At 51.0% G+C, this 16,896-nt stretch carries 13 protein-coding genes and 2 pseudogenes; 12 read left to right on the top strand and 3 right to left on the bottom strand.

Going from position 1 to position 16,896, the window contains the following annotated elements:
• Nucleotides 1-815 precede the first annotated feature (815 nt).
• Genes BT116_RS31680 through BT116_RS31670 form a run of 3 tightly spaced genes read left to right on the top strand, consistent with a single transcriptional unit; the run spans nucleotide 816 to nucleotide 1,755 of the window.
• Nucleotides 816-1,187 carry a hypothetical protein gene (locus BT116_RS31680; RefSeq protein ID WP_371856147.1) on the top strand — a complete coding sequence of 124 codons (372 nt, stop codon included), beginning with the start codon at nucleotides 816-818 and terminating at the stop codon, nucleotides 1,185-1,187.
• Nucleotides 1,109-1,492: a reverse transcriptase domain-containing protein gene (locus BT116_RS31675; protein ID WP_371856150.1), complete on the top strand. Its 384-nt coding sequence runs from the start codon at nucleotides 1,109-1,111 to the stop codon at nucleotides 1,490-1,492. The genes BT116_RS31680 and BT116_RS31675 overlap by 79 nt, the downstream gene beginning before the upstream one ends.
• Nucleotides 1,450-1,755: a reverse transcriptase domain-containing protein gene (locus BT116_RS31670; RefSeq protein WP_371856146.1), complete on the top strand. Its 306-nt coding sequence runs from the start codon at nucleotides 1,450-1,452 to the stop codon at nucleotides 1,753-1,755. The genes BT116_RS31675 and BT116_RS31670 overlap by 43 nt, the downstream gene beginning before the upstream one ends.
• 434 nt (nucleotides 1,756-2,189) lie before the next feature.
• On the opposite strand, the gene BT116_RS01330 is transcribed toward BT116_RS31670, so the two are convergent.
• Together BT116_RS01330 and BT116_RS01325 are read right to left on the bottom strand one after the other, a co-directional pair.
• Complete coding sequence (locus tag BT116_RS01330) at nucleotides 2,190-3,725, bottom strand: class I adenylate-forming enzyme family protein (protein ID WP_072339342.1); 1,536 nt, start codon at nucleotides 3,723-3,725, stop codon at nucleotides 2,190-2,192.
• An 18-nt stretch (nucleotides 3,726-3,743) separates the two neighbouring features.
• Nucleotides 3,744-5,162, bottom strand: a complete 1,419-nt coding sequence (locus BT116_RS01325; RefSeq protein WP_072339340.1) for an aldehyde dehydrogenase family protein — start codon at nucleotides 5,160-5,162, stop codon at nucleotides 3,744-3,746.
• Between the two features lie 416 nt (nucleotides 5,163-5,578).
• Between BT116_RS01325 and BT116_RS01320 the strand changes: the two genes are divergently transcribed.
• The 8 genes and pseudogenes from BT116_RS01320 to BT116_RS01290 all read left to right on the top strand — a co-directional run bounded on the left by BT116_RS01320 (nucleotide 5,579) and on the right by BT116_RS01290 (nucleotide 15,159).
• On the top strand, nucleotides 5,579-6,595 hold the full coding sequence (locus BT116_RS01320) for an AraC family transcriptional regulator (protein ID WP_072339338.1): 1,017 nt from the start codon (nucleotides 5,579-5,581) through the stop codon (nucleotides 6,593-6,595).
• Between the two features lie 415 nt (nucleotides 6,596-7,010).
• Nucleotides 7,011-7,196: pseudogene (locus BT116_RS31665) on the top strand (histone deacetylase family protein); the annotation flags it as partial.
• 161 nt (nucleotides 7,197-7,357) lie between these two features.
• Nucleotides 7,358-8,539, top strand: a complete 1,182-nt coding sequence (locus tag BT116_RS01315; protein WP_072339335.1) for an MFS transporter — start codon at nucleotides 7,358-7,360, stop codon at nucleotides 8,537-8,539.
• A gap of 23 nt (nucleotides 8,540-8,562) precedes the next feature.
• Nucleotides 8,563-9,954, top strand: a complete 1,392-nt coding sequence (locus BT116_RS01310) for an NAD(P)/FAD-dependent oxidoreductase (RefSeq protein WP_072339333.1) — start codon at nucleotides 8,563-8,565, stop codon at nucleotides 9,952-9,954.
• Nucleotides 9,955-9,998: 44 nt separating this feature from the next.
• A complete protein-coding gene (locus BT116_RS01305; protein ID WP_072339331.1) occupies nucleotides 9,999-11,327 on the top strand; it encodes a protoporphyrinogen/coproporphyrinogen oxidase in 1,329 nt (442 codons plus the stop codon).
• Nucleotides 11,328-11,377: 50 nt separating this feature from the next.
• Nucleotides 11,378-12,817: an aldehyde dehydrogenase family protein gene (locus BT116_RS01300; protein WP_072339329.1), complete on the top strand. Its 1,440-nt coding sequence runs from the start codon at nucleotides 11,378-11,380 to the stop codon at nucleotides 12,815-12,817.
• Between the two features lie 95 nt (nucleotides 12,818-12,912).
• Nucleotides 12,913-13,641 carry a TorF family putative porin gene (locus BT116_RS01295; RefSeq protein ID WP_072339327.1) on the top strand — a complete coding sequence of 243 codons (729 nt, stop codon included), beginning with the start codon at nucleotides 12,913-12,915 and terminating at the stop codon, nucleotides 13,639-13,641.
• Nucleotides 13,642-13,728: 87 nt separating this feature from the next.
• The gene (locus BT116_RS01290) at nucleotides 13,729-15,159 is read left to right on the top strand and encodes an amidase (RefSeq protein WP_170845910.1); all 1,431 of its coding nucleotides are present in this window, start codon (nucleotides 13,729-13,731) and stop codon (nucleotides 15,157-15,159) included.
• A 385-nt stretch (nucleotides 15,160-15,544) separates the two neighbouring features.
• Here the strand turns inward: BT116_RS01290 and BT116_RS01280 are convergent, their stop codons facing one another.
• Nucleotides 15,545-16,264, bottom strand: a complete 720-nt coding sequence (locus BT116_RS01280) for an SEL1-like repeat protein (protein ID WP_072339322.1) — start codon at nucleotides 16,262-16,264, stop codon at nucleotides 15,545-15,547.
• A gap of 108 nt (nucleotides 16,265-16,372) precedes the next feature.
• Between BT116_RS01280 and BT116_RS01275 the strand changes: the two are divergent.
• A pseudogene (locus BT116_RS01275) lies at nucleotides 16,373-16,693 on the top strand (AAA family ATPase); the annotation flags it as partial.
• Nucleotides 16,694-16,896 lie beyond the last annotated feature (203 nt).

Genomic DNA, 16,896 nt, shown 5'->3' with positions numbered 1-16,896 from the left:
CCAAATCGCATACGCCCGACTATGAAGTGCCTTAACCAGGCATGGACGTCCATAAGTACCGCGTCTTGCAGGCGCTGGAGATCGTACGTCATTTGCTGCATCAGGTTGTCCCCGCGCAACGTTACTTGTTTGGTAAGCGTCCGGCCAACTCACCTTCCTGACTCCGACTCCAAAGGCGATGGCGTCCACCTAAGCGGACGCAATCACCCTTAATGCTGGAGTTCGGTAGGTGACTTGGCCGGACGCCTAGTGCGCCAGTTAAAGCTGGCGGAGGATAGTCGATGAAAGTTCGATACTGGTAAGAAATGGCGAATCAACCAGGCCCCGAGTCATGCATGTTGCACCGTGAGGTGCAGGGTGAAGCGTTGACAGGGGAAACCGATGGGCCAGCCATTGAGCCGCGTAATCAGGAATTCGGGATGCCGATGCTGTTAAGCGAAGCAGAAGGCAATACGGAGCATGGCGTTATACGCCAGTCATGCTCTGATCCCGCGCGGTCGGAGACCCTGTGCACGTCGGGAAGTCCTTCGCACAGAAACTGGGAGATCTCAGCGGCGCCCGGTGCGCAAGCACCGGGCGGAGCAGGAGAGGCCAAAAGCCGAAACCCTGCTGTCTACGCCGCCGAGAAGTCGGATACGTCCGTAGTACCTGAGAAGCCATCGAACAAAGGGTCTGGCCCTGCGGAGATAGTGGGGGAAAGGGACGTAGCCAAGGGAAACACCAACAAGCCTCCCGCGCCCCGGACACTGAGCCGGATCAGTTGCGCGTCGATGGGACTTGAAGGTGTACGTGAAGCAGCCCGAAGGAACAAGGGCATGCAGTTCACGGCTTTGCTGCACCACATCACACCGCAGTTATTGGCGCAGAGTTTTTATGCCCTGCACCGCGATGCAGCGGTAGGCGTGGACGGCATGTCGTGGTGGGAATACGAGGAAGGTCTTCTCCAGCGGGTAACTGATTTGCACGCAAGGCTCCACGGTGGAGCCTATCGAGCAACGCCATCGCGGTGGGTCTACATTTCCAAAACTGATGGCAGGCAACGCCCGTTGGGCATTGCCTCTCTGGAGGACAAGATCGTACAGCAGGCAGCCGTTACCGTTCTGATGCGATCTATGAAGAGGACTTTCTGGGACTCTCGTATGGGTTTCGGCCGGGACGTAGCCAGCACGATGCGCTGGATGCGTTGACGGTCGCGTTGAAGGGCCAGAAGGTGAACTGGATATTGGATGCGGATATCACGTCGTTCTTTGATGAGATCGACCATGAATGGATGCTGATGTTTCTGGGACACCGGATTGCAGACTGGCGCCTGCTCGGGCTTATCTGCAAATGGCTTCAGGCGGGTGTTATGGAAGATGGCCGTAGGGTAGCTGCGACCAAGGGGACGCCCCAAGGCGCAGTGATATCGCCATTGCTGGCGAATATCTATCTTCACTACGTGTTGGATCTGTGGGCAAGGCAGTGGGCCAGCGGCATGCCCGTGGCGATGTAATTATTGTGCGTTACGCGGACGACAGCGTGGCGGGCTTCAGGACGAAAGTGCAGGCTCAGCAGTTTTTGGTGCAATTGCAGGAACGGTTGGCCAAGTTCGGTTTATCGCTCAACGCCTCGAAAACACGACTGATTGAGTTCGGTCGTTTTGCTGCGAGAAATCGTAGGAAGCGAGGTTTAGGTAAACCGCAGGCCTTTGACTTCCTGGGCTTCACACACTGTTGTAGTACCAACAGAAACGGTGGCTTTCAATACTGCGACTGACGGTCAAGAAGCGAATGCGTGCGACGCTGCTGGCCATTCGGGATGAGCTGAAACGTCGACGTCATGAACCCATCCGGGTTCAAGGGCAATGGCTCACTCGGGTGGTGAGCGGTTACTTCAATTACCATGCGGTGCCGGGAAACCTGATACGTCCTGGCGGTTTTCGTTTGGCGGTATGTCACCTGTGACGGCAAGCCCTCAAACGTCGCAGCTAGCGTAATCGGCTTCAATGGTCACGCTATGGACGCCTTGCTGACCTCCACATACCTAGACCCAGAAATGCACATCCTTACCCTGAAGATCGCTTCGCGTCACGTACCCAAGGCAGGAGCCGTATGCGGTAGTTCCGCACGTACGGATCTGTGCGGGGGGCGGCAGGTAACTGCCGTCCCAATCGCGACCGATGTGCCGGCATAAACTATGCCTCAATCAGTTTACAGTTTTGACTCAAATACTTGACGAAGCATCCGCCGCATCACTTTGCCGCTGCTCGTTTTGGGCAAATCTTCGACGATTTGGAACAGGCGGGGCACCTTGTACGCCGCCAGTCGATCACGGCAGTGGCGCTCTATTTGTTGAGTGTCAATCTCGTATCCGATTTTGGGCACAATGTAGGCCTTGGCTAGCTCGCCTTTGACCTCGTCCAATACGCTTCCTACCGCAACCATCGCCACCGAAGGGTGCTCCGCAATCACGCGCTCAAGCTCAGCCGGATAGATGTTGAAGCCCGCAGTAATGAACATGTCCTTGAGGCGGTCAACGATGTAAATAAAACCCTCAGAGTCCATTCTTGCCAGGTCGCCGGTACGAAGCCAGCCTTCATCTGTTTTTGTTTCGGCTGTTGCATCAGGGCGCCCCAAGTAATGCTTCATTACTACTGGGCCGCGAATCTGAAGCTCGCCTATTTCACCGAGCGGCAGGGTATCCCCGTCAAGCTCAAGCTGGGAAATTCGCGCTTCCAGATGAGGAAGGGCTACGCCAATGGATCCCAGTCGGCGCTCACCATAGAAAGAGTGGGTTGTGCCTAATCCGCCGAGCTCGGTCATTCCCCACAATTCCAGAAGACGGCAACCTAATGCGCGCTCGACTTCTTCCATTGCCGTATAGGGCATCGTTTGTCCTCCTACTGTACATCGCGTTAACGAAGACACGTCGTAGGCGCCGAGATTAGGGTAATTGAGAAGATAGATGTACATGGTAGGCACGCCTTCTAAGAGGGTCGCACCATAGGTTTGAATGCTGGATAAAACAGCTTCTGCATCAAATGTTTTATGCAATACCAGTGTCATTCCGTATGCAATCGCTGAGTTCATGACTACGTTCCCATAGACATGAGACAGTGGCAGCGCGCTGACCGCAGTGTCAGACGCTGTACGTAAATGCATTGTTGCAGTCATGGAAACGTTTGTGAGAATGCATCTATGTGAAAGCACTGCGCCTTTGGGTTGTCCTGTTGTGCCAGACGTGTAACCAATGGTCGAAATATCATCTTTTTGAATGCCCGTAACTGGATATTCAGGTACTGCAATGTTGGCATCGACCAACAGATTGAACTGTTGCATCCCCGCGACAGTTACGCCGTCGAAAGAGATTAGTGCTGTAACTTCCGTTGGCCCGATATGCTCCTGTAAAGCCAACAGTTTGTCTGAAGTAGAAAATACTGCCACTGCGCCACAGTTTTTTATCGCAAACGCCGCTTCACAGGCGGTAAGCATCATATTGAGTGGGTTGACGATCGCACCTATTTTTAAGATGGCGTAGTAAGTGATGACCCACTCTGGTGAGTTGGATGAGTAAATCGAAACTACTTCCTCTCGCTTCACACCCATCGACTCTAAACTTGCAGCCAGGCGGGATGACTGCACGTCGATATCTAGGAAAGACCAACATTTGCCTTCGAAAATAATCGCAGGTTTATTGCCGAAGCGTGCAGCTGATTGCCCAACCCAATTTCCGATTGAATGTTCCATAGTCGATCTCCTATCGGATCATTGCGCGGCTTTTAATAAAACTGTTTGCATGTTTGTGTATTCTGCGAGGCCATGAAGAGAGTTCTCAATTCCCATGCCCGAGTTCTTATGTCCTCCAAAAGCAACGTATGGAGAAAATTGGTGAGCGTGATTAATCCATACCGTGCCAGATTCGATCTGCTTTGCGACTCTTTGTGCTGCGTCCAAGTCTTTGGACCAAATGGTTGCTGCCAATCCATACTCCGAGCTATTGGCCTGTTTTATTACATCCTCCAAATCACGATATTTGATCATTGGAAGCACTGGGCCAAATGCCTCCTCTACGACGCAGCGAGCGTCAGCCGGGGGATTGTCGATGATCGTGACTGGAATGAAGTATCCCTTTCTTTCCTCAAGCTCACCTCCCATGAGGAAGGAGAAACCTCTGGTTTTGCAGTCCAGGAGCAGATCTTTGACTTTGTTGAACTGCATCCTGTTTTGCAAAGGGCCGAGCGCGACTTCCGGATCAGCGCCATTGCCCATTTTAACGGTACCTGCATACGCGACGAGTTCCCGAGCTACTTCATCGTAAATATCCTCATGAACGTAGAGGCGTTTTGTGGCCACGCAAAATTGTCCGCTATTAGCAAATGCCGCCCAAAACAAATCTTGTGCGATAGCCTTCGGATCTACATCGGGAAATACGATTGCGGGATCATTACCCCCGAGCTCCAGCGTGAGGCGTTTGAGATTGGTGGAAGCGCTCTGCATCACTCGTTTACCCGTCGCGGTAGAGCCAGTGAATGAAATTTTTCCAATGTCCGGATGCTCGGTAATTAGTTGCCCGAGCTCGTTTCCTCCCGACAGCACATTCAGCACTCCGGGGGGCAAGATCTTGTTTGCGAGTTCACCAAACCAGAGGGTACAAAGCGGGGTGAAAGGAGATGGCTTCAGCACCATTGTATTACCGGCTAGCAGTGCGGGAGCGACCTTCCAGATTGCAAGCAGAAGCGGGAAGTTCCATGGAGTGATTGCACCGATTACACCGATTGGAGTATGACGGCTTACGATTAATTCGCCAGTTACCCCCTGAGGGAACTCGTCTTCGAGTGACTGTTTGGCTATTTCACGGCACCAATGAATGCAACCGTCAATTTCCCATTCAGCCCCAGACCGTCCCTTACCCTGTTCGGTGGTTAGGAGTGTGATGAACGCTTCACGTTGTTCCTCAATAATATCCCCGAATGCGGCTACCAGCTTTTTTCGCTGTTCGATGGGGGTTACTCGCCAGTCTGTGAATGCGATCTTTGCTGCTTGGACAGCCTCCTCAAGCTGCGTGCGCGAAGCCAGGGGGTATTCACAAATAGGCTCCTCAGTCGCCGGGTTGATAGCGAAAGCCGTCTCAAGGGATTCTTCAGCGCGCCCATTGATGGACAGTTTAAAAGTTTGCAGCTTCATGAGAATTTTCCTTAGGCTTTTTTGGCCATTGTTTTTGTAGGGGTAAATTCTTCTTAACTCTTTGCGACAAATCCATCCGCCGGGGCATGGAACGCTGGACAGAGGGAATCTCTACGCCTCGGTGGATGGCGTGGTGAGCAATACGCTTGCCCATTAGAACAATCGACGTAGCGTTGCTCTTTGTTGGCAGGTCGGTTGATTGATCTTGTATCAAACGTGGAGGAGGCTATAGAGCGGTTAGGGTCAAAATCGAGCCGAAACGGCCAATGTGGGATGTTTTAGATAAGGCGTTTGGAGCGAAACAGCTATTCCTGGCAGCCCTCTAATTATCATGGTTGAGGTTTGACCCGCAGGAGGCTGCCAGCGAGTATGGCGACCCATATACTCTTGCTGGTAGATGGCGTCCGAGGTGAATCATGACCATTCAGTCAAAAAAACACGCTACGTTGACACCTGTTCATCTTTGCGCGTGCATTACAAGCTATCTGGAGCGAGCAGGTATCCCATTAGACGATGTGCTATTTGGAACCGGCCTCAAACCGCTCGACTTTGAAAAGTCAGCAAAAATGGTCGACCTCGATCAGGAGCAACTTTTGCTCTCGAATGCATTGAGGCTTTCAGGATGTCCATTTCTTGGCTTGGACATCGGATTGGCTGCACGGATTTCTTCATATGGCCTCCTGGGGTACGCCATGATGACGGCAGCAGACCTGCGTAGCGGTCTTCAAATTCCCATAACACTGCCAGCGTTGCTAGGTACCTACTTCTCGCTGAGCCTGGTCGTTGACGGTGAGAAGGTTCAATTGCGCGCGGATCACTGCAGGGCGCCAAAAGAGCTTGAGCCGATCTTGACTGAACTCTGCCTTGGCTCGTTCAAAACCATCATGAGCGATATGGTGGGAAGCTCGTTTGAGTTGGTTCAGGCGTGCTTCAGGTATGAAAGCTTTGAGGGCGCGTCAGAGGCTTACCGAGATGCCTTTGGCTGCGAGGTTCAGTTTGAATATTCATGCTCGATGATCGTCTTCGACACAGCGGCTTTGGACATTTGCTTGCCTCTGGCCAACAGTCTCTGCCACCGAAAAATTCTAGAGCTCTGTCAGCATGAGAATCGAGACCTTGTTTCCAACAGGGAATGGTTGGAGAAACTGCGAACATTCCTCGCTCTCAACTTAAAGGAGCCGCCAGCTTTCGACGCGCTCGCTCAACAGATGCACTGCTCGTCCCGCACTCTTCGTCGGCAACTGGACGGACAGCATACGAGCTACCGGCAGCAGCTCGATGAGCTGCGATTTGCGAAAGCCAAGGCCTTATTGAGCTCTGAGAGCGGAACCATCGACCAGATTGCGGAGCAGGTCGGTTTTAGTGATGGTGCTGCTTTGCGGAGGGCTTTCCGTAGGTGGTGCGGACTATCTCCAAAGGTGTTTCGTTCCTAGGCGGCCAGCCGATTGGACACTTTCGGCCCGGTTTTGACCTCGTTCGCTATATAGCGTGCTCCGGCACCTACCGCAGAATCATTACCAAGAGGTTTGAGTATCGATTTGCAGAACAGGGCATAACCGGAATGAAGACTATCTACAGCGCACAGCATAGCGGGCATTTCGGACGGTCAGAGCTGATCGATGGCGTGTTCCATTCAAGTTTTGAATGTCCTGCTCGCGCTACCCGGATTCTAGAGATGGTCAAAAGCCGCAACGTAGGCCCTGTGGAAGAATCACGTGATTCTGGTCTATCACCCATACTGCGTATCCATGGTTGCGAATACATTGATTTCCTTGAAGGAACGCGGGGCGCTGGACGGCAGAAGGCAACAATTTCGATCTGCTTTCGCCATCCCTCCTATGAATATACCTCGACACTTTTATAGATGATCCAATCTCGAAGTTTAAGTTGGATAGTATTGGCTGCAAGGTAATGGGGCAATTTATAGGAACTCTGGGGCTTGCTACACTCTTCGTCCAAGAGGGTGGGGGTGCCGTAGGTGATATCGGTAGGGATGTAACTAATGTCTTGCAGGGCCATTGCGACGCTGCGTAACCAGCTCTGTTCAGATAGATGCTATGTGTAATGTCTGGTAACGATCTTAAGCTGAGCGATACACATGGCTAAGCAACGATAAAGAATTAGAAAAAATCGAATCGCTTCATTTTGTTTTCTCTGCCGTCAAAAATAAATATTACTCATATGGCGAGGTTGTTATGCAAGATAATACTGATGGGATCTTTAGGGCCCGCCCGATTCAAAAAGTCGCTGCGTTAGTCATACCTTGTCTGGCTAGTTTACCTATTATGGTGATGCCCTTCATATTTGGTGCGGTCATTGATCAAGTACAGGTCGACTCATCCAACGCGACCTATGCCACCAGTGCTGAAATCTCCATGATCGCGTTAGCATCGCTTCTGGTTTCAATTGCGCTGAAGGTGCTCCCTCCGAGATTAACTGCGTTGATAGGTTTATCGCTTGCAGCAATTGGACATTTTCTCTCAATCGGAAGCACGTCGCTTGAGCCAATGATTATTGCCAGAGCGATAGCGGGGTTCGGTGAAGGATTATGCATGGGGATGGGCTTTGCTACCCTGGCCCAGATTATCGGCGGCACAAGGTTACTTGCTTATTCATCGGGCATTGTTGCAGCGGCATCACTCATCTCTTTTATTACGGTGCCTGCTTTACAGTCCCATCTCGGATCCAGCTCTATTTTTTGGTTCATGCTCGTGGTCACTTTAATCTGTTTTCCACTGTTCATATGGATGCCCATAGCAAAACTTAAGCAATTGCCCAATGCAGCAGGTGGCGTTTATGCCCTGTTTAATATAAAGAGCTTTTCACTTTTTCTTGTGGCGTTTTTAGCAAGCTCTGGATCGAATACGCTTTGGCTTTATTTTGAGCAGGTTGGTCATTCGGTGGGGATGGATTTGGCCGCTATAGGAAAACTGGGATCATTTTCATCCATTCCTACCCTTCTCGTTCCGTTTGTTGCAAATTTTATATTTGCGCGAAATAAAACGGTTGTGCCAATTGCCGTAGCCTGTTTGCTTTCCGGTATTGCATCATACTTTTATGGCGCACCACCATCAGTCATTGCCTTTTGTTCCGTGGTTGTAATTATGTCGTTCCTCTATGTTTTCCTTATAGCATATATTCGGATGTTTTCAGCGCACTTAGATAGTAGTGGTCGCACCACGGCTGCAGTCGGTGGGGCCGACTCGCTTGGAATGGTCGTTGGCCCATTAGTCGCCGCATTCACGCTCAATTTAACTACAGGTTTCTCGTCGTTAAGTTCCTTCGGTCTTGCTTTGCAATCGTTGTGTGTAATCCCTTGTCTGGGTTTCCTTTTCTATAAAGCATCGCGGCATACACGCAGTGTCGGGAACGCCTGATTTGTAGGTGGACTGGAGAAATTATGAAGTCGATCGTTGAGCAATCTTTGTCGTCCACAAAGTTCATGCCTTTTTGGCTCGATAGCCCGGACGCTCCGAGCGCTTCGCCAGCATTCAGTGGCTTTCAAGAAGTGGATCTGGTGGTCATTGGGGGCGGGTTTACTGGCTTGTGGACGGCCATTCTCGCAAAGGAAGCGAATCCCACTTGGTCGATTATAGTTTTGGAGGCTGGGCGAGTAGCACATGGAGCATCTGGGCGCCCAGGTGGAATCATTTCCACGTCAGTTATGCACGGTTTGGCGAACGAAGATCGAGTCTTTCCCGACGACATCGATATCCTTGAAAGACTGGGTATGGAGAATCTTGACGGATTCAAGAAAGCGTTGGCGGATTATGGGATTGACGCCGATGTCGAGTGGAATGGTGAGATGACCATTGCCGTAAAGCCGGAGCATGTAGCTGACTTAAAAGAAGAATATGAACTGCATCTAAAACACGGGCATGAGGTGCAGTTTCTTGACGCAGAGCAGACAAGGAAACAGCTCAAATCGCCTATGTTTGTAGCCGGTATGTGGTCGCAAAAACGCAGTGGTATCATTAATCCTGCCAAGCTGGCTTGGGGGCTCAAGGCTGCGGCGATCAAATTAGGCGTACAGGTGCATGAAAACTCCAAGATGACCGAGTTATCTGAACTAGCAGATGGAATGCTGGTTCGTACTGAAGGAGGGAAGATATCAGCTCCTAAGGTTTTCCTGGCTACGAATGCGTGGCACGCTGGGCAGCGTGATATTAAGCGCAGAATTATTGCTGTTCGCGACCATGTACTGGCTACCGAGCCTCTTTCACAGGAACAGCTAGCGCGTATAGGTTGGGGCAATCGTCAGGGTATTTATGATACTCGGACGCAGCTCAACTACATGCGACTAACAGCAGATAATCGAGTTATTTTTGGTGGTAGTGTTAGCTATCATTTTAACGGTGATACGGCTCCTAAATGTGATGCCAGAGCTGATACTTACTACAGCCTGGCTGAGGCGTTTTATACAACATTTCCAAGCTTAAAGGACGTTAGATTCAGTCACGCATGGGGTGGGCCTATTGATTATTCGATGCGTTTTTCGGTTTTCTTCAGAAAATATTTTTCTGGGAAAGTTGTATATGCGGGTGGGTACACCGGGTTTGGTGTCGCAGGAAGTCGATTTGGCGCATCAATGGGGTTGGGGATACTCACCAATAATCCCGACCCGATTTATAAGCTGGCTATCGCCATAGAGCCTTCCGGATATATACCTCCGGAGCCTTTCCGTTGGATTGGCGCAAAAATCACATTCGCCGCTCTAAGTAAAGTAGATGAGAAGGGTGGGTGGCGCCGTTTATGGCTCAATTTTGTAAAGGTGCTGGGTTTCCCTTTCTGATACCCGATTCGCTAGTTTATATAGGCGTGTAGAGAGACTTTGTAATGACTAAAAATATTATTGTGGTGGGCTCGGGTATCTCCGGCCTTAGCGCTGCTTATGACCTGACCAAGGCTGGTCACAAAGTTACTGTGCTTGAGTCGACGGCGACAGCCGGTGGTCGTATGGCCGATGTTGACATGAAAGGCCTTAATGTTCATTCGGGAGCCACCATTATCTGGGACAACTTTAAAGATATGATGGGGCTCGTCAATGAACTCGGAATGAAAGATCAATTGGTGTCATGGACGCGTGATGCTACGCGTGTTGATAATGGGCAAAAAGTCTACGATATCCAGTACCATTTCAGTGTGAGTAACATGTTGACGCACCCTGCCTTTGGTACTGCAACAAAGCTTAAGCTGGCTAAATTACTGCCAGATATCATTCGCAGTGGTTTGAAAACTGACCCTTGTTTTATGCATACGGCTGCGGAGTTCGATACTGAGTCCGTTGCGGAATATTTGACTGATAAGGGCGTTGTTGATTTTCTCGAAAATTATATTGAACCCTTGTTTCGCGCGCCATGGAATTGGGAGCCGGAAGAGTTTTCCAAGGCTTACCTGCTGACCATGATGGGGCATTTGCCTACGGCGAAGACCCATACATTTAAATATGGTATCGGCTCGTTAACGCGCGAGTTGGCGAAGCACGTTGACGTTAAGTACCAGACAAAAGTCCTCAGCATCGTTGAGAAGCAAGGTGCTGGGTGTGACGTCCAGATCGAGAACAACGATGGGACACATATTCTTCAAGCTGATATCGTGGTATTTGCGGCACCTGCGGATCGAGCCAGTGCATTAGTATCGACTCTAAATAACGAGGAAAAAGCATTCTTCGAGAGTGTGAGATACAACGAGTGCGGCATTGTTTATTATGTGCTGAATAAGCCTTTGGAGCAAAAGCTGCAATGGTACACGCGCAAGCATCCGTCCCCCGTCGTTTTCTATGCGCAAATTCCTGAGGATGAGCATGTTCCCGAAGGCCACCGCCAGCCACCTCACCTGTATCTTGAACTGACACCTCAACAGCGAGATCGAGCTGTTGCAGAGGGTGGGACAGGTCACCTTAAGCAGTATGTCCATCAGTTTGCCAAGGATATGTATCCAGCTGTTGATGAGGAGACCGTTGAAGTTATTGAACAATGGATTCCTCAGATGTTGCCTCTTTGGTATCCAGGATACGCTAAAAAAGTTGCTGCTTTTATCGAGACGTACGAAGCTGCCCCACGGTCTATATATTTCGCAGGCGATTATCTGGCTCATTCGCATACCGGAGGCGCGTGTGCGAGTGGTCGTCGCGCCGCACGTTTGATTCAAAAGCACTGGAATTAAGCAGGGACGCCGACGGGATTCGTCGGCGTCCTCATGGGGTAAGTAAGCCAATGCGAAACCAACTTTATATTGATGGTAAGTGGAAGTTTGGCGGCGGACAGCGTTGGGATGTAATCAACCCGGCCACAGAGGACGTTGTTGCTACCATAGCCCTTGCTAGTGAGCAAGACGCCGATAGTGCTGTTGAAGCTGCTTCAAAGGCTTTTCCTTCTTGGAGGCGCACTTCCGCCGAGCAAAGATCTGCTCTCCTTTTGTCAGTAGCGTACAAAGTGAGAGACTATCGCGATGCGTTGATAGCGTTGCAGATGGAAAGTAGCGGAAAACCGTATTATGAAGCTGAAATTGATGTCGTCGCCGTTGCGGAAACTTTTGAATTTTACGCGGAGCTACTTCATTCACATCCAGATCGATGTGGCGTCGATTTGAAGGTGGAAGGCTTTTACGCTGAAGTGCTTGCAGAGCCTGTAGGTGTCGCTGCTTTGATCGTGCCTTGGAATTTTCCAATGGTCACCACTTCATGGAAACTTGCTGCTGCGCTTGCTGCGGGTTGTACGGCGGTGGTCAAACCGTCTGAATACACGCCATTAGCTGAATTGGCGTTGGCAGATATTATGGCTGAAGTTGGATTTCCTCCTGGGGTGGTGAACTTTGTACCAGGATTGGGGGAAGTAGTTGGTACGAAGCTAATATCAGACCCCCGTGTTCGTAAGGTTTCTTTTACCGGCAGCGGCTCGGTTGGAAAATCAATATTGACGCAGACGGCCAGATCTGTGAAGAACGTCAGTCTTGAATTAGGTGGGAAATCTCCAATAATAGTGTTTGAAGACGCTGATATCGATGTTGCCTTGGATCTAGTGGTTGCGGGGATTTTTTATAATGCTGGCCAGGTCTGCTCCGCCACATCTCGCTTGCTCATTTCGGAGAGTATACGAGATAAGTTTGTCGAACTGTTGCTAGGCAAGATCGCTGAGGTCGTAGTGGGTAGTCCGCGCTCTGGCGAAACAACGATGGGACCGTTGATTTCGAAACTACATTACGATCGTGTTTTGGCCATGGTCAATCAAGCAAGAACTGATTCAAACGCAAACATTATGGCGGGAGGCAAAAGGCCGCCGGGAGTTGGTGCGCGTGGGTTTTTCTTTGAACCCACCCTCATAGAAATTTTCTCGCATGAATGTGAGATATGGAATCAGGAAGTATTTGGCCCTGTTCTATGTTTTATGGTCTTCCATTCAGAAGAAGAAGCTATCGCTTTAGCTAACTCTTCAGTGTACGGCCTAGCTGCTACGATAGTAACCGAATCCGGCGAACGCGCTGAAAGGGTTGTAAATAACCTAGAAGCCGGCTTTATTACTGTTAATGCGCCACAAATAGTTAGCCCCAGATTGTCATGGGGAGGCTATAAGGAAAGTAGTCAGGGTAGGGAGTTAGGCCCTTATGGGCTTGCGTCCTTTCAAGAGATAAAGAGCGTTATAAAAGCTCAGCGATAAGAATTTTACAATAAAAATCTCGTGTATCGTCTGCGGGAACGCCCTTCGCTGTTTAGAAACTGCCCCAATGTAAATAAAATCAAAGAGAGGCTAATATGCGATTTGCGAGACTTGTGCTGGTAGTAGGTGTTACTGTTCCTTTTGTTTCCGCTCATGCTGTGGAACTTAATGAAAATTGGTCGTTGTTGCTCAATGTCGGAGCGTTCTCGGAGTATAGCTCACGAGGAATATCGCAAACTCAGCGTAACCCCGCTATCCAGGCTTCCGCAACCATTGCACATTCTAGCGGGCTATACGCTGGGCTGTGGACTTCCAATGTTGACTTTGGGGGTGGGTTAGATGCACGTCAAGAAGTAGATTATATAGCGGGTTACCTATGGCAGCCTTCAGATAAGGTTAGTCTTGATTTGGGGTATATTAAATATACATATGATAAAAGTTCGTTGTTGAATCTTAGTGAAACATATGCAGTGCTTACAGCATATGATTTTGTGTTGGGTGCCAGCTATTCTAGCGATAACTTTGGTGATCAATCAGCGTTGTATGAGTTCGTGGGTTATAAGTTTGTGCTACCTTATGATACTGCGTTAGATGTACGTTACGGGCGGGCAGATTTTAAAGACCCGGTTCTTGTTTCCAACGACGGGAAAGGTTCAGATTCTTATCGTGAATGGGAAGCGAAACTCTCGCACGATTTCGTGGGGGTGAAGTGGTCTTTGAGCTATATCGATACCGACCTATCTGAAGCGCAATGTCAGTCGTATATATTTTACAAGGATGTTTGCTCTGCTAGGTTTGTTGTCGGCGCGAGTAAAAGCTTTTAAGGCGTCGGCGTTTCTTGTTGACTAGTTTGCGGGTCTAAAGCCGTCGGCTCGAGTAGAACTTTCTCAAATTCTCCAGAAGGGTATATGATGTCTAAGTCGGAACTTGATCTTTGCTATCTCACTGCCACGGAGGCCGTGGCGCAATTTAAAGCGAAAACGCTATCCCCAGTCGACGTCTTGCGTGCTCAAATTGCGCGCATCGAAGCCGTGAATTCGAAACTTAACGCCATAACCTACACTCATTTTGATCGCGCGCTCAAAGAGGCTCAAGTTGCGGAGGGCCTCTACATGCGTGGCGTAGCGACTCGGCCGCTCGAAGGCGTCACCTGCGCAATAAAGGATGGCAATCCGATCAAGGGCGAGATCATGACCGTTGGCTCGAAGGCCTTCGCGGATTTCATCCCGGATGAATCGGCTCCGACCGTCGAGCGCCTAATAAATGCCGGGGCCATCGTCCATTGTCGCACCACGATGTCTGAGTTTGGTCATTCCGCTATCACCAAGAGTCCGTTGTGGGGTGTGACACGTAACGCCTGGAACCCTGAATATAGTAGCGGAGGCTCCAGCGGCGGCGCTGGATCGGCTCTCGCTGCGGGAATGACAACCTTGGCCGACGGTACTGATGGTGGCGGTTCAATTCGAGTTCCAGCGGCTCTTGGAGGGCTGTTTGGATACAAGCCACCCTTCGGACGAAATCCTGTGGACACTCTCTCGCCCGGGGAGACCCTGATGCACTACGGTCCTTTGGCTAGATCGGTCGCAGATTGCGCTCTGATGCAGAACGTTATGTCGGGTCAGCACCCAAAAGATCTCTACTCGTTGCCGGATCAAGTTGTTCTACCCACGTTTGGCGAAAGCCTTCGCGGAAGGCGGATCGCGTTGTCGATGAATCTCGGGTTTTATGAGGTCTCCAAAGAGGTTCGTGAAAACACCTTAGCGGCGGCGGAAATTTTTCGCGGTCTTGGCTGTATCGTGGAGGAGATTCAACTGCCTTGGGAACGGGCATCCGTAGAGGACGCCTGGCTTATCAAATGGCAGGCCCTACTATGGGCTCAGTGCGGCGACCTGCTGCCCGAATTTCGGAATGACCTCGATCCTTTCGTTGTGGAACTCATGGAACAGGGAAGCCATCTCGACCTCAGGCGCTTTTATCGTACCAATCAAACGAAGCATGAGATGCATCAGGCGCTTGTGGCTGCGATGTCGGGTTATGACCTTCTTATCGCACCAACTACGGCAACGACCCAGATCCCAGCAGATCGCCACGACGCGGACCCTCTGCTAATAAATGGCAAAGCGATCGATAGGCCCTATGTAGGATGGTTGCTGACGACCCCCTTCAATCTTCTCAGCCAGTATCCAGTCTTCAGCGTCCCGTCTGGGGTAGATCAGACCACCTCAATCCCAACGGGCCTTCAAATTATCGGGCCGGCCTACGATGACTTGGCGGTGTTCAGCGCTGCATACGCTTTTGAGGCTGCTACCCAGCCCTGGAGCTTCCGACGACCGCTCTTGTGATTGACGCGCTCATGCATGTCAAACGGCATGCAAATTGCCGCCGAAGCACGAAAGGACTTCCATGCCAGAGGCGACGGAATGAACGTGCAATAGTAAGGGGCGGTCAACCACGCCACCAAGGGCCGAACAGGTTATGCCGCCAGTAGGCGTCAGAGTCTCGTCGAATGTCACAAAAGCAGAAATCTCTCCTCAAGAGGGCAGTAACCGCAAGTCCCGGACGGAATCCGGGCCTTGCGGCTGGCAGTGCGCAGGCATCGACGGCGTCTGCGACGTGGACGAACGCGGAGCCGGGCACGCTGATGGAGCGGGTGCTCGCGGTTCCATCCTGTACTCGTCCTTGTCTCTGAGCAACCGCCATGCATTGGAACCAGCAGTAGGCGGGGGACTATTTAAGATATTCCATGCGTCGTTTGGCCTTGTAACAGTCATTGATATCGATAGCCTTCTGGTAATACTCCAAGCGACGCGCACGATTGCTGTCGCCCTGTAGGCGGTAGATTTCAGCTTGATAATCACGACCATTGCCCCATTGCATGGCGAAACCCACAGGTTCCTCAGGCTTGCATTCAAGCCGGACAACTGGTTGTGGAAAATACTTTTCGTAGAGTGGCATGCTGGTTTCTATGGCCTGCAAGGTTTTCTGGTACTCGGGCGTATCGGTAAACGCCAAGCACCAGGAGACAATTTCAAGTGCTGGAGGGGCAAAGCCCTGGGCGAGGCTTCGTTCGAACAAGGGGCAAGCTTTCTCTTTGATCACTTCGCTCGGAGACAGCATCGCGTAAATCAATCCGAGACGATATTGGGCTACGGGATGATCAAGGGCCGCTGCTTGTTCAAGCAAGGTAAAGGCAGGTTTGAGTAGCGCACCTCCTTCTTCGGCTAGGGTTAGGGAGCGCTGTCTCTCCTCTTCGCTTGTTGTTGGGGTGTCAGCTGTCACTGCTTCGAGCTTGGCATTCGCTTGTAGTAGGTATGGAACAGCTTCTTGGTAAAGACGCTCGGCACGAGGATCTATATGCAGTGTGCTGGCCAGGCTCAACTGTGGCAGCAGACAAGTTAGTAGGATGTAGCTCCAACGATGTAGGTGCACAAATTGGCCTTCTTGCATCAGCTATTGGGGGGCGGTCTAGACAAACTGCCTGGCTTTTTTTTGACCGGCCGCCGGCTAGTATCGGCCAGTTCGGTTGAAAAATTAGCTCCGGGTTACTGTGTGCAGCGGATCCGGGATGTCCTGGGGCCGCTGGTCATCGACATGCTCTCGACGGGGGCTCCCGTGGTTCTCGATTTTCCTGCCAACACTCCGGCAGATCGTCATTGGCTACGCAGCCTGGCTGACGCTGCGAAAGTCCCTCACCGTGTTCACTACGTCGAGATGGACGATGACACCTGCCGTCGCAGGCTGCACCACAGGAATGCGCGTGGCGAGCATGACTTCGCAGCCACTGATGCTGAATTCGACCTGATCACGAGCTACTTTCGTGCACCCGACCAGGCGGAAGGGCTGGATGTTGTCGTACACCGAATTTTGATCCGTTGAACATGTCGGGGCATTAAAGGTCGGTTTGCAGCTCGTGAAATACAGGGCATCGAATCCATAGGTTCGCTACGGCAGGCGTGCTTCACGATCCCATCCACTTATCCAAGAAATCCGTGAGTATGTCTGTGGATAACCGAGCTGATGCCCGGTAGGCAGGGCGTTTTAACGGGCGCTCAAAAAATGTACAGGCAGGTTGGCATCAC

The organism is Pseudomonas sp. NFACC16-2 (genome assembly GCF_900119205.1).
GTDB lineage: Bacteria > Pseudomonadota > Gammaproteobacteria > Pseudomonadales > Pseudomonadaceae > Aquipseudomonas > Aquipseudomonas fluorescens_Q.
Note: the sequence above shows the minus strand (reverse complement) of the source record. Positions and strands in the feature narration are given on the sequence as shown.

Coding starts and splice junctions, on each gene's coding strand:
- BT116_RS01310 (WP_072339333.1), top strand. CDS start 8,563: ATGAAGTCGATCGTTGAGCAATCTTTGTCGTCCACAAAGTTCATGCCT.
- BT116_RS01325 (WP_072339340.1), bottom strand. CDS start 5,162: ATGAAGCTGCAAACTTTTAAACTGTCCATCAATGGGCGCGCTGAAGAA.
- BT116_RS31680 (WP_371856147.1), top strand. CDS start 816: ATGCAGTTCACGGCTTTGCTGCACCACATCACACCGCAGTTATTGGCG.
- BT116_RS01290 (WP_170845910.1), top strand. CDS start 13,729: ATGTCTAAGTCGGAACTTGATCTTTGCTATCTCACTGCCACGGAGGCC.
- BT116_RS01305 (WP_072339331.1), top strand. CDS start 9,999: ATGACTAAAAATATTATTGTGGTGGGCTCGGGTATCTCCGGCCTTAGC.
- BT116_RS01295 (WP_072339327.1), top strand. CDS start 12,913: ATGCGATTTGCGAGACTTGTGCTGGTAGTAGGTGTTACTGTTCCTTTT.
- BT116_RS01315 (WP_072339335.1), top strand. CDS start 7,358: ATGCAAGATAATACTGATGGGATCTTTAGGGCCCGCCCGATTCAAAAA.
- BT116_RS01320 (WP_072339338.1), top strand. CDS start 5,579: ATGACCATTCAGTCAAAAAAACACGCTACGTTGACACCTGTTCATCTT.
- BT116_RS01280 (WP_072339322.1), bottom strand. CDS start 16,264: ATGCAAGAAGGCCAATTTGTGCACCTACATCGTTGGAGCTACATCCTA.
- BT116_RS01330 (WP_072339342.1), bottom strand. CDS start 3,725: ATGGAACATTCAATCGGAAATTGGGTTGGGCAATCAGCTGCACGCTTC.
- BT116_RS01300 (WP_072339329.1), top strand. CDS start 11,378: ATGCGAAACCAACTTTATATTGATGGTAAGTGGAAGTTTGGCGGCGGA.